The following is a 13,158-nucleotide window of genomic DNA, read 5'->3' on the forward strand; positions in this document are numbered from 1 at the left end:
GCGGCCGGTATTCGGTCGCGCCCTTTTTTTGTGTCGTGGTGTCAGATGAAACAGGGCTTAGCTGCCCGCGTGGCGCAGCAGGTGGGCCTGTGCCTGCTTTGCCGTGGGCGGGGTGCTGCTGCCCAGCAACAGCAGATGCCAGTAGAATTGCACTTCTGCCGGATCGGTCATCAATGCGGCAAAGCTGTCATGGTGCCATTGCACCGCCCGTACGTGCACGTCGGCCACACCGGGCAGGGCGCGCAGGCGGGCAAACTCTGCCAGTGTGGCGTCCAGCATCGGGTCGATCATCGTGTCAGCGACGGTGTTGAAATTACGCTCCGCCCAGTAATGCAGATCCAGCCGCTTTGTCGTTCGGTTGGGAAGGCCGCGCCCGCGTTTGACCATAAACTCGCCAGCCGAGCGCAGGGAATAGTGGTTCAGCCGCGCCCGCGCTTGGGTCTGCATCACGCCGAACAAGTTGATCCGGTTGTCATTTTCGGCAAAGCCCCCGGGGGCGGCCTGAACACCGCCGAGATTCCACAGCGGGCTGACACCGCGCTTTTTCTTGGGCCGATGCACGCCGAGCTTCTGAAAGGCAGCGGGCCGGTGCAGGGTCTTGAAGAAGCTTCCCGCAGGCAGAAAGAACGGATCAGGGGCCGCATGGCGAAACCGCAGCGGGGTGAGCGTATCTTGCAACGCCTCTTGCCCGTCCGCGCCGAAAAACCGCCACGGCAGGGCAATCGCGTCGGTATCCGCGGGGACAGAGGCGATCAGATCGGGCAGCCCACGCATCGGTGCTGCGAGGGTTAGAAACTCGTCTGCGTCGAAAAACAGCGCCCAATCGGCCTGTTTCATCAGCTCATGGCGGTCGGCCAGACGCATGGCCTGCCATTGCACCGATGTGTCGCCCTCGGGGGTAAAGGGCACATGGGTCACATCATCCAGCAGGTCCAGCAGGGCCGGCGTGCCATCGGTGCAATCATGGATAAAGATCAGAAAATCCGTCACCCCCGCCGCGCGGTGATGCGCGATCCATTCAAGGCAATAGGGCCCTTCGTTGCGCATGCAGGTTACGGCAAGGATACGTGTCACGGGCGGGCGGTCCCTTGGGTCAGGATATCAAAGGTTGGGCAAATGACTCTCATGCGGGTCAGGGCAAGTCAATCTTTGCCACAGGCGGTGCCGCGTCAGCTTAGGATTGTTTACAAGCTGGGGTCGGCTAAGCTATCGTTCTGCCAATGTATTTGAAAACACCACGGTGCATTTCAGCCCCGCGTTTCGCGCCACCAGAGAGGCCCCTTATATCATGAACACCCGTCGCCCTGTCGCCTCCCTTTGGATTGGCGAAAAGCTTCATTATCTGAACCAGCTTTGCCTCAAGTCCCATGTCGTTGCGGGTCATAAAACGATCCTTTATTGCGCCGACAAAGTGGACAACGCCCCCGAAGGGGTCGAGGTGCGCCCCGCGTCCGAGATCATGGATATTGACCGCGAGCTGGTCGCCGCGACCAGCGCCTCGTTTCTGTCGAATGTGTTTCGCTACAAGATGATCCAGAAGACCGGCGCGATCTGGATCGACTGCGACGCTTTCTGCCACCAGCCTTTCCCCGAGGATCAGGAATATATCTTTGGCCGCCACGGCATGTCTGGCGCGCTCAACTGTGGTGTGGTGGGACTGCCGCAGGAATGCGAGTTGATGGATCAACTGCTGGATTACTACGATAACCTGCCGGACTATCCCGCATGGTGGAACAAGAACCAGCGCAAGAAATACGACCGCCAAGACCCCAAACTGACTCACGCGCACCGCATCTATAACGCCGAGCGTACGGCCTTTGGCCCGCAGGCGTTCACCTATTTCGCCAAGCAGACCGGCCAGTATGAAAAAGCCAGCGAACGCGAGGTGCTGTATCCGGTGCCGTTCCAGTTGAACGACATCTTCTATGACCCGCATGGCCGCGTTGAAGGGCATTTCACCGACAAAACCCTGTCTGTGCACCTTTATACCAATGGCACGAAACCGTGGTGGGAAAAGAACGAACCTCTGCCCGGTTCCTATGCCGCGCGGATGTGCGAGAAGATCGGGATCGACCCGTCCAAAGCGCTGCGCTAAGCCGCGTTACAGAGGGCCTTTGCCATTAATCTGAAACCGCACACCAGCCGGCACGGCAAGCTGCTGGCCATCTCTATGATGAAGGACGAGGCACCATTCCTGCTGGAGTGGTATGCCCATCACCTTGCCGTGGGGTTCACCAAGATACTCGTTTACACAAACGATTGTTCCGATGGCACCGATGACATGCTGATCCGGCTTGAAGAACTGGGTCTGGGCTACCACCGGCGCAACGACATCCCCGAAGGGGTGAAGCCGCAGCCATCTGCGATGAAATACGCGCAGGCCGAACCCAAAGTCGCCGAGGCCGACTGGATCTTGATGTTCGATGCCGATGAATTTCTCTGCATCAACTATGGTGACGGCACGCTGGACCCGATGCTGGACGCGGCAGGGGATGCCAACGGCATCGTGATCACCTGGCGCATCTTCGGCTCTGGCAATGTGGTCGACTGGTCGCGCGATCCGGTGACCGAACAATACCTCTATGCGGCACCGCCAACGTGGAACAAGGGCTGGGGCGTCAAGACGCTGTTCAAGTTTGACCCTGACAAGTGGAAGATCGGCATCCATCGCCCGTCGATCAAGAACAAGCATCTGGAGACCGGCTTTCCCGACACTGTGAAATGGCTCAACGGATCCGGCCAGCCGATGGAGGATTACTTCAAGTTTCGCGGCTGGCGGTCGATCCGGCGCACCGTGGGCTATCAATGGGCGCAGATGAACCACTATGCGGTCAAATCGGTCGACAGCTATGCGATCCGCAAGTTCCGCGGCAATGTGAACAACAAGAAAGACAAGTATAACGCCGACTACTGGTCGCTGCAGGACCGCAACGAGGTCTATGACGACAAGATCCTGCGCTATACTGAACGGCGCAAGCAGATCATGGACGAGCTGCTGACTGATCCGGTTCTGTCGCGTCTCCATAATGCCGCCATCGAAAAGGTCGAGGCACGGCTTGAAGAATACCGCGCGACCGACGCCTATGCAGAGCTGAAGCAATCGCTGCTTGAGGCATCCGAGGTGCCGATCACGCAGATCGTGGCCAAGCCGCCCAAGGCCCGCGACCCCGAAGAGATCGCCAAGCTGATGTCTCAGGTCGAGAAAAACGTCGCCGACCGCCCCGCCGAGGAACGCCGTAGCGTGCCGGAAGCCGCGTTCGCGGATGTCGCAGAGGGCGGCGACGGGTTCGTTCCGGGCGACATTGACGTATCGGTTCAAACGGCGGTGGACTGGGTGCCCAACCACGACATCGCCCTGCCTGCGGATGTGCGTATCTTTGCGCAAAGCACGCTCGAGCTTGTAATGCGCGGCAAATACCAAAGACGTATGGCGCGTATGACCGGGCGCATGGTCGAGGATGGCCAAAAGGTGCTCGACCTTGGTGCGGGGATCGGTTTTCTGTCGATTCATGCCGCGCAAACGGTGTCAGGTGCGACGGTTTTGGCGCAAGAGGATAACAGCTCGCGGTTGGCGATCATGCGCGACGTGCTGGACCATAACGCGCTTGAACTGGGCGACCGTTTGTCCATGATCAACACGCCGGTGATCTGCGACAACGATGCCGAAACCCTTGCGCGGGTGAACCAGATAATCGCGGACCATCAGCCGGATGTTCTGCGCATCAGATACGAGGAACTGGGCGGCAGATTGCTCAGCCGGGTGACGCTTGGCCCTGTGACGCGTGTCGTGTTGTTCGGGCCTGCCGTGGCCGCGTTCCACGCGCAACGGAGCAAGGTCAAAGACCCGAGCCTTTCGCCCGACCAGGACCAAAGCATGCCCGAGTTTGTTATCATCGAGCCAAAGCAGGCTGCCCATGCGACCTGAGACGGCTTTCCCGAAGGGGATGGCGGCTGCGGTGCTTTTGCCGCCTCGGGGATGGTGACATAAACGATGCTGAAGGGGGCGCGAAACGGCGTCCGACCCGCCAATAGGAACGTATCAAATGCCAGACCACGCCCCCAGTAAACGCGGTGTCCTTCTTCGGGCAAAGAACGGCGACGTGATCGGCTTTGACGAAACGGGCCTGCGCCTGAACCTCTCGGACAGCGTCATCGCCGACATCCACCGCCGCCTGCCTGCCGGAGCGCAGGTGCTGCCCGTCGATGCGGCTGTGTTGGGCGATGTCGATGCGTGGAACCTTCGAGAGCAGGGGGAATGGTACGTGTTTGACGCGAACCTGCCCGGTGCCCAAGGCACGCGGCAATTCCGCCGCAAGATCACCGCTGCCCCGGACGCCAGCGCGCCTGACATTATTGCCGACACGTCGGGTGCGGTCTTTGGTGTTCTGGCAATCGGGGGCACGCGGCGGGCGGTGACTGCAGATGAAACACTGTCCTTCCCCTACCATGTGGTGACCACCGGTGATGACCTGGGGCCCGCTGGGGCTGCGGGGACAGAAACGCTGGCACCCTCTGACCTGATGCAGCGCCTGACCGAACAGACCCGCGACAGCCTGATCGCCGACGAAATTCTGCGTCGCAGGCACGCGGAGCACCGGGCCCTGCCACTGCTTTATGCGCGCACCGAAACCGACAGCAGCGCCAGCATCACCGCGTTGATCGACGGGGCCGCCTTTACCAGCTTTCACCAGACTGTCGCCAACCTTTGTGCCGCCGCGCGCGCATTGGGTAAACCGGCCAAGGTCCTGTCGGTGGGGCTTGATTTCACGCTCGAAGATGTTCTGAGCACCGGACCCGAATGGTGCGCCGCCATGCACGCGCTGATGCGCCGTATCACGGATATCTTCGCCGACCACGGACTGCGCAAGCCGCTATTTACGGCTGTCTTTGATGCAGGGACGCGGGATGTATCGGACTCGGACGTGCTGCGCGCGCAGTGGGATTTGGCATGGAACAAGGGCGGGCACGATCACGTCTACGCGGCACCGGGCTATATGTTCGCGCTGGATGAATTTGGCCGGCCCACAGATATCGCACGGCTGCAGATGGCCGAGATGGAAGCCTGCGCGATCGAGGCGCGCAACTGCGACCAACCGTGGAGCTGCCCCGTTCTTCTGCTGGCAGAGCGTGAGCCCGACAACCCCCGCGTGATCCGTTGCCGTGGGGAGGGGATGGGCCCCTTTGTGCTGGATGCCGCCGACCCGCTGAATGCCGGTGATGCCTGTGGTTTCCGCCTTGAAGGGGATAACGCCGGTGCCAAGATTGCCAGCGTGCAGCTTGATGCCAATGACCCCAACGATCTGCTGATCACCTGTGACAAGCCTCCGACGGGGGAGGGGCTGACGCTGTGTTACGCCATCGGGGCCGCACCCAGCGACGACGGGATGCCCGCCAATCGAGGGGCGCTGCGCGACGGGTTCTGCTATGCCAGCCGAACCGGAGAGATGTTACACCGTTGGGCGCTGCCAGCCGCGCTGCCGGTGCACTGATGGAAGATTTCACGCCCCTTTATGTCGATATCGACCTGCCCGAAGGTGCCTTGTTGCGCGATGACGCAGCGCAGGCCAGCGTCGTGGACGCCTGTCACCCCAATGATGCGCAGGCGATCTGGTATCACGCCCATGCCCCTGCGATGACCTTCACTGCGCAAAAGGCGATTGCCCAATGGGCCGCCGAGAACGGACTTGGCTCGCCCGCGCGCCCTGTCGATCCGAACGACGACAATGGCACACTGCTGGAGGGCGGCGGGGTGGCATTCACGCGCGGGGTGAACTGCGGCTTTGTCGTTGATGCGGCACTGGTCGAGCAGGACTGCTTCTGCCTTGCCATCCGCGTCACTTCGCCCGACGCAGAGGCGCGTAGCCTCCTGACGGTGAACCCCGACGCCAGCGACAACTACCTGTTTCTCAGCGAAAGCGAGGGCCGCCTGATCTGGCGGGATGATGCGGGTATGGTCGAGGTCTCTATTCCCGCACCGGGTAAGGACTATTGGGTGCTGGCAGGTTTTGACCAAGGGCAGTTGCACCTGACCGCCGCACCGGTCGGGGATGTGTTTCCAATCCCGCAGAAGAGCACCCGACCAAGCGCTGAACTGGCAGCAGAGTTGAACGGTGTGGCCGATCTGTTCATCGGCTGCCGGTCCCACCGCAAGGGAATCCTCAAGACCCTGGGCACATCGGTGGTGCATGACGTGCTGGTCTGGCTTGATCATGGCGCCAGCACGCCCGCCGCCCTTGAACAGGTCGCGCGCGCTTGCCGCTATGCCGAAGCGCCCCGAAACATAGGGGAACGCCCATGAGCTTTACCAGAGCCGACACCGCTGGCGGCAATATCTGTGTCATCTGGATCGATGACATGATCGATATTTTCACGTGGCGAACGGCCTTCGGGCTGCAGATCAGCACGCCCAATATCGACCGCTTCATGTCCGAGGGGACGCGGTTTTCCAATGCCTATGCCACCGTGCCGCTTTGTGCGCCGTGCCGGGCGGAACTGGCGACGGGGTTGTCACCGTTTCGCACGGGGCTGGTCGATCTCAACCGGTTTTGGCGCGATATCTTGCCGCCAACGGCGGGCTGGCAATATGATTTGCGCCGCAACGGGTTCCGCACGTTCACGACGGGCAAGGTCGACAGCAACTACAAACCCATGCCCCATGAATATGCGCGCATCCTCTTTCATGAACAGCCTGAGGCAAAGGATGCGGGGCGGCGATCCAAGGTCAAGAAATACCTCGACAAGGGGCCGGGGATCGCGGGCGTGAACCATCCCGATGACGATGGCAGCCAGGATGACCGCTTCTACGACAATAGGGTGGCGCAGAACGCAATCGACTATCTGGATCGGGCCGACCCTGTGCGGCGGCACCTGATCCAGCTGGGCTTCAAGCACCCGCATTACAACTTGCAATGCCCCGACCGCTTCTATCAGCAGTATGATCCCGACCAGATTGTCTGGCCCAATTCTGCCGCGCCGGAAGATTACTTTGGCCCGCAGGAGGGCATGGCCGTTTACGAGGCCGCCTATATCGCCAACGGTCCCTGGACCCCGGAGAAGGCGGGCGATCATGCGTGGCGACAGGTTGTGCGCGCCTATTTCGCGGCCATCAGCCATGTGGATGCGGAAATCGGCCGCTTCATGGACGCCTTGCGCGGCTCGGAGCTGGCGCAAAATACCACCGTCCTGTTGCTGTCAGACAATGGGTTCAACCTTGGCACCCACGACAGTTTTCACAAGATGAGCCAGTGGGACAGCGCCGCCCATGTGCCGCTGGGGGTCTGGCACGCGGGTATGACGCAGGGCAGCGTGGTCGAGATGCCCGTATCGCTGCATAATGTGCCCAAGACGATCATGGACCTGGCAGGGCTGCCATACCGACCCGACTGGACGTCGGGCCAAAGCCTGCTGCCGCTGATCGATGACAGTTTCGGATCGTATGACGACAGCAAGTCTCCGGTGACGAGCGTTTTCGGCACGCTATCGGTGCGCGCCGCCGATCCCGATCTGAGCCAATACCGCTACTTCCGCTACCCCAACGGCGAAGAGCATATCTATGATCTGGTCGCCGACCCCGGCGAGACGACAAATATCGTGGAAACGGCCCCGCTCGACGTGTTGCGCCGCACTATGGTGGATAATGCGCTCGACCTCGGGCTTGACCTGCGCGGGTTCGAGAACCCGCAGCGCGGGGTCAATGCGATGATGGCGCTGGACGGCTCTGTGGTGCTGGCGGGGGGCACGGCGGATAATGATTATTGGGCCTATGGGGCCAATGCCGAAAAGATTTCGGAAGATGAAGACGGCGGCAATGACACGTTGTGGTATATGGCGGGGCCAGATGACTATGTGCTACATATGCCCGCCTATATCGAGAATATCCGCATCGCCACCGTCGTCGCCCGGGAAGAGCAAGACCCCTCGAAGGGAAAGCCCATTGCGGTTGTGGCGCATCCCGATACCCCGATGAACTTCGAAACCTCCGAAAGGGTCGCGGTGAATGTCCAAGGAAGCCGCGGGGCCGATGTGATGATCGGTGCAAAATACGCGGGCGCGACCTTCTATGGCGGTGCCGGCGACGATATGTTGATCGCCAAATCAGGGCGCGGCAAGGATGTGCATCTGTTCTACGGCGGCGCGGGCAATGACACGCTGATCGGCGGCAATGGGCGCGACATCCTCGACGGGGGCGCGGGCAACGACGTGATCCGTGGCGGGGCAGGGCGCAGCAAGATCTACGGCGGGCCGGGCAATGATGATATTTCCGACGGCGAAGGCGGGTCCGAAATCCACACTGGCCCCGGCCGTAATCGCGTGAAATCCGCGGGCGGGGATGATACGATCTATATCGGCAGCGGATATAACACGATTGAACCCGGCAAGGGGCGTGCGACCTTCCACGTGGCCTATGGCGGCGTGACGACACTTACCGGATGGGAGGACGACTATACGCTCGACCTATCCGACTGGCCGGCCGCCCCGACCATCATAATCGACGAAGGCCGTGGTGCGGAACTGAGGCTCGGCGTCGCCGTCGTGCGGATCAACGCCGCCGTCAGCGCCAGTCAATTACAGTCGCAAATCCAGCAAAGCCGATGAAAGCGCTGTCGCCCGGCGAAAGCCCGGGGCGACAGCGGATGTCTTAGGCGCTGCGCAGCCCCAGAATATCGCGCGCCTGCTGCCAGGTCGCCACGGGGCGTTCGTATTTCTCGCATAGATCCGCCGCGCGTTTGATCAGCGCCGCGTTGGATGGGGCGAGCGTGTTACGGTCCAGACGCACGTTGTCTTCCAGGCCGGCCCGCGTGTGACCGCCCGCTGCAATCGCCCATTCGTTCACGACGATCTGGTTCGGCCCAATCCCTGCGGCACACCACGCGGCCTCGGGCGCGCGGGCCTTCAACTGCGCGACGTAGAAGTCAAAAACCTCTTTATCCGCGGGCATGGCGTTTTTCACCCCCATGACGAATTGCACATACAGCCGCCCGAACAGCTTGCCGTCCTTGTGATGCTGGATCGCCTGCAGGATGTGGCTCAGATCGAAGGCCTCGATCTCGGGCACAACCTCATGGGCGCGCATTTCGGACGCCAGCCAATCCACCAGATCCGGCGGGTTCTCGTAGACCCGTGTGGGAAAGTTGTTCGACCCCACCGACAGCGAGGCCATATCAGGCCGCAGCGACAGCATGCCGCCGCGCGCCTTGCCCGCACCTGACCGCCCGCCGGTCGAGAACTGGATGATCATCCCGGGGCAGTGTTTCTCTAGCCCCTCTTTCAACCGCGCGAATTTCTCTGGGTCAGAGGAGGGCGTCTCGTCATCATTGCGCACATGGGCGTGGCAGATGCTCGCCCCGGCTTCAAAGGCTGCGTGCGTGCTTTCAATCTGCTCCGTGATCGTGACGGGCACGGCGGGGTTGGCGGCTTTGGTCGGTACGCTGCCGGTGATGGCAACGCAAAGAATGCATGGATCAGACATCTAGGAACACTGTTTCTTTCTCGCCCTGAAGATAAATATCAAACCGATAGACGCCATCGGCTTCTTTCTCCGCGATCAGGGTCGCAACGCGGTTTTGATGTTCGATACGGGTCAGCAGCGGGTCGGCGCTGTTATCGGCATCGGGGAAATACATACGTGTATTCAAGCCGATATTGATCCCGCGCGCGACGATCCACAAGCTGATATGCGGGGCCATCATACGCCCGTCGGGAAAGGGCACGGCACCGGGGCGGATGGTGTCGAACTGCCATTCGCCGGTGTCATAATCGCCCGCCTGGCGGCCCCATCCGGTAAAGTTCGGATCGGCGGCACCACGGGGGTCGTTGCCCGGATAGAGCCCCGCCGCATCGGCCTGCCAGATCTCGACCAGCGCGTCTTTCAGCGGCGTGCCGGTGCCGTCATAGATCGTGCCCTTCACCGTGATCCGTTCGCCTTTGGTCTCGGCATTGACCATATGCGCGCCCAGATCCTCGGGGTAGACGCCGGTGATGTCGCAAAAATTCGGCACGCAGCCGATATGCACATAGGGCCCTGCGGTCTGCGACGGGCTTTCTTTCAACTGGGTCAGCTCTTGCATCAGTTCCCCTCCATCCGGTTTTCAAACATGGTGGACCGGCGGCCCCTGAGCACGATGTCGAATTTATAGGCCCGCGCATCCATAGGCACGGTATTGTCCATGTCCAACGGCGCGATCAACTGCTCTACCGCGGCGCGCGACGGGATCGTCTGTACGATGGGGCATTTCCAGATCAGCGGGTCACCCTCAAAATACATCTGCGTGATCAAGCGCTGCGCAAAGCCCTGTCCGAAAACGGAAAAGTGGATATGTGCAGGGCGCCAGTCATTCACCCCATTGGGCCAGGGGTAGGCACCCGGTTTGACCGTGCGCAGGCTATAGCCGCCGTTCTCATCGGTCACCGTGCGGCCACACCCACCAAAATTGGGGTCGAGCGGGGCAAGATAGCCCTCTTTCTTGTGGCGATAGCGCCCGCCCGCATTGGCTTGCCAGAATTCGAGCAACACACCAGGCACACCGCGCCCGTTCTGGTCGAGCACACGACCATGCACGATGATCCGCTGGCCAATCGCCATCTCGCCTTGGGCGGCGTAATTGAGGATCAGGTCATTATCTAGCGCCCCCAGCATATTGTGGCCAAAGACCGGGCCGGTCTGCTCGCTCAGCGTGGTATTCATCGAGATCAGCGCCTTTTGCGGCGACCGCACCACCGATGTCTTATAGGCCGGTGCCAGCGCGGGCGGGTGCCAGCTACGGTTACGGTGAAAGAACGCTCCGTTCTGATCGGTCATTCGACGGCTTCCATTTCCTGATAGGTCTGTTTGGCGAGTTTAAGCGCATGGTTCGCCTTTGGCACCCCCGCGTAAATGGCAACATGCTGGAACGCCTCGATCACATCGGATTTGCTGGCACCGGTATTGGCGGTGGCGCGGATGTGCATGGGGATTTCCTCGAAATTGCCGGTCGCCGCCAGCAGTGCCAGCGTTAGCATGGATCGTTCGCGGCGGCTGATCTTGTCGCTGGCCCAGACAGTGCCCCAGGCCGCTTCGGTGATCAGACTTTGGAACGGCGCGTCCAGCTCGGTCTTGGCGGCTTCGGCGCGGTCCACATGGGCATCGCCCAAAACGGCGCGGCGGGTGGTCATACCGATCTCGGTTCGGTCGGCCATGTTCTTCTCCTCGGTCACGGTGGGTGTTCATTGTCGCGCTGCCGATTGGACAGGAAAAACACGCGGCGCGCAAACGCATATCCGCCCTTCCAAATGGATGAAAATCCCGGGGGAGGGGCCGCAAAGCGGTGCCGGGGGCAGCGCCCCCTTATGCCTGTCCGGCCTCCCCCTGACCTTGACATCGCAGCGCTTTTTCGTCCTTTTGGCCGAAACAGCAAAAGGACGCTTCTTATGATGAAAACACGCGCCGCCGTCGCCGTTGCCGCAGGGCAACCGCTTGAAGTGATGGACGTAAATCTCGAAGGCCCCAAGCGGGGTGAAGTCCTGATCGAAATCAAGGCCACCGGCCTGTGCCACACCGATGAATTCACCCGTTCGGGCGACGACCCCGAAGGGATTTTCCCGGCCATTCTGGGCCACGAGGGCGCAGGCGTCGTGCTTGAAGTCGGCGAGGGCGTCACCACGCTCGAGGTCGGCGATCACGTGATCCCGCTTTACACGCCCGAATGCCGCGAGTGTGAATATTGCCTATCGGGTAAAACCAACCTCTGTCAGGCGATCCGCGTGACCCAAGGCCAGGGGCTGCTGCCCGATGGCACCACGCGGTTCTCGATGATGGATGGCACGCCGATCCACCACTACATGGGCTGTTCGACCTTCGCCAATCACACGGTCATCCCTGAGATCGCCCTTGCCAAGGTCCGCAAGGACGCGCCCTTTGACAAGATCTGCTATATCGGCTGCGGTGTGACCACGGGCATCGGCGCGGTGATCAACACCGCCAAGGTGGAGATCGGCGCGCGCTGCGTGGTCTTTGGCCTGGGCGGCATCGGGCTGAACGTCATTCAGGGCCTGCGCATGGCGGGGGCCGACCAGATCGTCGGCGTCGATCTGAACGACGACAAGGAAGAGACAGGCCGCTACTTCGGCATGACCGACTTTGTGAATCCCACCAAGGTCGAGGGCGATATGGTCGCGCATCTGGTCGAGCTGACCAAAGGCGGCGCGGATTACACCTTTGATGCCACAGGCAATACCAAGGTCATGCGGCAGGCGCTTGAAGCCGCGCATAAAGGCTGGGGGGAGTCGATCATTATCGGCGTCGCACCGGCGGGGGCCGAAATCTCGACCCGTCCGTTCCAGCTGGTCACGGGCCGCGTCTGGAAAGGCACGGCATTCGGCGGGGCCAAGGGCCGCACCGATGTGCCCATGATCGTGGATTGGTACATGAACGGCAAGATCGAAATCGACCCGATGATCACCCACAAGCTGACGCTGGACCAGATCAACGAAGGGTTCGAGCTGATGCACAAGGGTGAATCCATTCGCGCCGTCGTTGAATTCTAGGCGCGAATTCGTAAAACTTGCGACAAACGCCGTCCTCACGGGGGCGGCGTTTTATGTTTTCTGAAACCCCTCGTGACACGATGTTTTGACGTGAGGGCACGAAGGGATGCGGGATAGATTGGGTTTACCACCCCGATCCCGCTGGTATTTATAGAGTGAACGTCGGGAGACAAGGCATGAAACTTACAGTAAATGGCGTGACCCATGATGTGGACGTCGAGGAAGACATGCCCATGCTCTGGGTCTTGCGCGACGTTCTGGGGATCACCGGCCCGAAATACGGCTGCGGGATCGCGCAATGCGGGGCCTGCACCGTGCATATGGACGGGATCGCGGTCCGGTCGTGCCAGTTGGCCGCGGGCGATGTCGAGGGCGAGATTACCACCATCGAAGGGTTGGGCTCTCCGGCGGCGCGCCATGCGGTGCAGGAGGCCTGGATCGACCTGCAGGTCGCGCAATGCGGCTACTGCCAATCGGGGCAGATCATGCAGGCGGCCTCTTTTCTTGAGCTGAACCCGACCCCTACGGATGACCAGATTGACGCCGCGATGAGCGGGAACCTGTGTCGTTGCGGCACCTATCCCCGTATCCGCGAGGCGGTGAAATCCGCCGCGATCAAGCTCAAGGCGGTGTGAT

Annotated in this window: 12 protein-coding genes; 7 read left to right on the forward strand and 5 right to left on the reverse strand. The window is 61.1% G+C overall.

Annotation, left to right across the window (positions count from 1 at the left end):
* Positions 1-57: 57 nt before the first annotated feature.
* Positions 58-1,074: a glycosyltransferase family 2 protein gene (locus tag B4F27_RS08325; protein WP_286759410.1), complete on the reverse strand. Its 1,017-nt coding sequence runs from the start codon at positions 1,072-1,074 to the stop codon at positions 58-60.
* 214 nt (positions 1,075-1,288) lie between these two features.
* Between B4F27_RS08325 and B4F27_RS08330 the strand changes: the two genes are divergently transcribed.
* From B4F27_RS08330 to B4F27_RS08350, 5 genes are all read left to right on the forward strand, one after another.
* Positions 1,289-2,095 carry a hypothetical protein gene (locus tag B4F27_RS08330; RefSeq protein ID WP_037963241.1) on the forward strand — a complete coding sequence of 269 codons (807 nt, stop codon included), beginning with the start codon at positions 1,289-1,291 and terminating at the stop codon, positions 2,093-2,095.
* Positions 2,096-2,170: 75 nt separating this feature from the next.
* The gene (locus B4F27_RS08335; RefSeq protein WP_286759411.1) at positions 2,171-3,925 is read left to right on the forward strand and encodes a glycosyltransferase family 2 protein; all 1,755 of its coding nucleotides are present in this window, start codon (positions 2,171-2,173) and stop codon (positions 3,923-3,925) included.
* A gap of 118 nt (positions 3,926-4,043) precedes the next feature.
* Positions 4,044-5,489, forward strand: coding sequence for a hypothetical protein (locus tag B4F27_RS08340; protein ID WP_286759412.1), 1,446 nt, complete (start codon positions 4,044-4,046; stop codon positions 5,487-5,489).
* Complete coding sequence (locus B4F27_RS08345; RefSeq protein WP_286759413.1) at positions 5,489-6,298, forward strand: hypothetical protein; 810 nt, start codon at positions 5,489-5,491, stop codon at positions 6,296-6,298. Before B4F27_RS08340 ends, B4F27_RS08345 begins: the two co-directional genes overlap by 1 nt.
* Complete coding sequence (locus B4F27_RS08350; protein WP_286759414.1) at positions 6,295-8,595, forward strand: sulfatase-like hydrolase/transferase; 2,301 nt, start codon at positions 6,295-6,297, stop codon at positions 8,593-8,595. The genes B4F27_RS08345 and B4F27_RS08350 overlap by 4 nt, the downstream gene beginning before the upstream one ends.
* Before the next feature lie 43 nt (positions 8,596-8,638).
* Here the strand turns inward: B4F27_RS08350 and B4F27_RS08355 are convergent, their stop codons facing one another.
* The 4 genes from B4F27_RS08355 to pcaC are packed head-to-tail and all read right to left on the reverse strand — an operon-like array spanning position 8,639 to position 11,175.
* Positions 8,639-9,469, reverse strand: coding sequence for a 3-keto-5-aminohexanoate cleavage protein (locus tag B4F27_RS08355; protein ID WP_037963227.1), 831 nt, complete (start codon positions 9,467-9,469; stop codon positions 8,639-8,641).
* Positions 9,462-10,067 carry a protocatechuate 3,4-dioxygenase subunit alpha gene (gene pcaG / locus B4F27_RS08360; protein ID WP_286759415.1) on the reverse strand — a complete coding sequence of 202 codons (606 nt, stop codon included), beginning with the start codon at positions 10,065-10,067 and terminating at the stop codon, positions 9,462-9,464. The genes B4F27_RS08355 and pcaG overlap by 8 nt, the downstream gene beginning before the upstream one ends.
* Positions 10,067-10,798 (reverse strand): protocatechuate 3,4-dioxygenase subunit beta, encoded by a 732-nt coding sequence (gene pcaH / locus B4F27_RS08365; protein WP_286759416.1) that lies wholly within the window; start codon positions 10,796-10,798, stop codon positions 10,067-10,069. Before pcaH ends, pcaG begins: the two co-directional genes overlap by 1 nt.
* Positions 10,795-11,175, reverse strand: a complete 381-nt coding sequence (gene pcaC / locus B4F27_RS08370) for a 4-carboxymuconolactone decarboxylase (RefSeq protein ID WP_039912245.1) — start codon at positions 11,173-11,175, stop codon at positions 10,795-10,797. The genes pcaH and pcaC overlap by 4 nt, the downstream gene beginning before the upstream one ends.
* 234 nt (positions 11,176-11,409) lie before the next feature.
* On the opposite strand from pcaC, the gene B4F27_RS08375 reads away from it, so the two are divergent.
* On the forward strand, positions 11,410-12,522 hold the full coding sequence (locus B4F27_RS08375; RefSeq protein WP_286759605.1) for an S-(hydroxymethyl)glutathione dehydrogenase/class III alcohol dehydrogenase: 1,113 nt from the start codon (positions 11,410-11,412) through the stop codon (positions 12,520-12,522).
* Between the two features lie 176 nt (positions 12,523-12,698).
* Entirely contained in the window at positions 12,699-13,157 is a 459-nt protein-coding gene (locus tag B4F27_RS08380; protein WP_260005144.1) for a (2Fe-2S)-binding protein, read from the forward strand.
* Position 13,158 lies beyond the last annotated feature (1 nt).

The organism is Sulfitobacter sp. UBA1132 (genome assembly GCF_002311545.1).
Taxonomy (GTDB): domain Bacteria; phylum Pseudomonadota; class Alphaproteobacteria; order Rhodobacterales; family Rhodobacteraceae; genus Sulfitobacter; species Sulfitobacter pontiacus.

Excerpts from the sequence above, each read along its gene's own strand:
- B4F27_RS08350 (WP_286759414.1), top strand. The coding sequence starts at position 6,295 with ATGAGCTTTACCAGAGCCGACACCGCTGGCGGCAATATCTGTGTCATC.
- B4F27_RS08335 (WP_286759411.1), top strand. The coding sequence starts at position 2,171 with ATGATGAAGGACGAGGCACCATTCCTGCTGGAGTGGTATGCCCATCAC.
- B4F27_RS08380 (WP_260005144.1), top strand. The coding sequence starts at position 12,699 with ATGAAACTTACAGTAAATGGCGTGACCCATGATGTGGACGTCGAGGAA.
- B4F27_RS08345 (WP_286759413.1), top strand. The coding sequence starts at position 5,489 with ATGGAAGATTTCACGCCCCTTTATGTCGATATCGACCTGCCCGAAGGT.
- pcaG (WP_286759415.1), bottom strand. The coding sequence starts at position 10,067 with ATGCAAGAGCTGACCCAGTTGAAAGAAAGCCCGTCGCAGACCGCAGGG.
- B4F27_RS08355 (WP_037963227.1), bottom strand. The coding sequence starts at position 9,469 with ATGTCTGATCCATGCATTCTTTGCGTTGCCATCACCGGCAGCGTACCG.
- B4F27_RS08340 (WP_286759412.1), top strand. The coding sequence starts at position 4,044 with ATGCCAGACCACGCCCCCAGTAAACGCGGTGTCCTTCTTCGGGCAAAG.
- B4F27_RS08330 (WP_037963241.1), top strand. The coding sequence starts at position 1,289 with ATGAACACCCGTCGCCCTGTCGCCTCCCTTTGGATTGGCGAAAAGCTT.
- B4F27_RS08375 (WP_286759605.1), top strand. The coding sequence starts at position 11,410 with ATGAAAACACGCGCCGCCGTCGCCGTTGCCGCAGGGCAACCGCTTGAA.
- pcaC (WP_039912245.1), bottom strand. The coding sequence starts at position 11,175 with ATGGCCGACCGAACCGAGATCGGTATGACCACCCGCCGCGCCGTTTTG.
- pcaH (WP_286759416.1), bottom strand. The coding sequence starts at position 10,798 with ATGACCGATCAGAACGGAGCGTTCTTTCACCGTAACCGTAGCTGGCAC.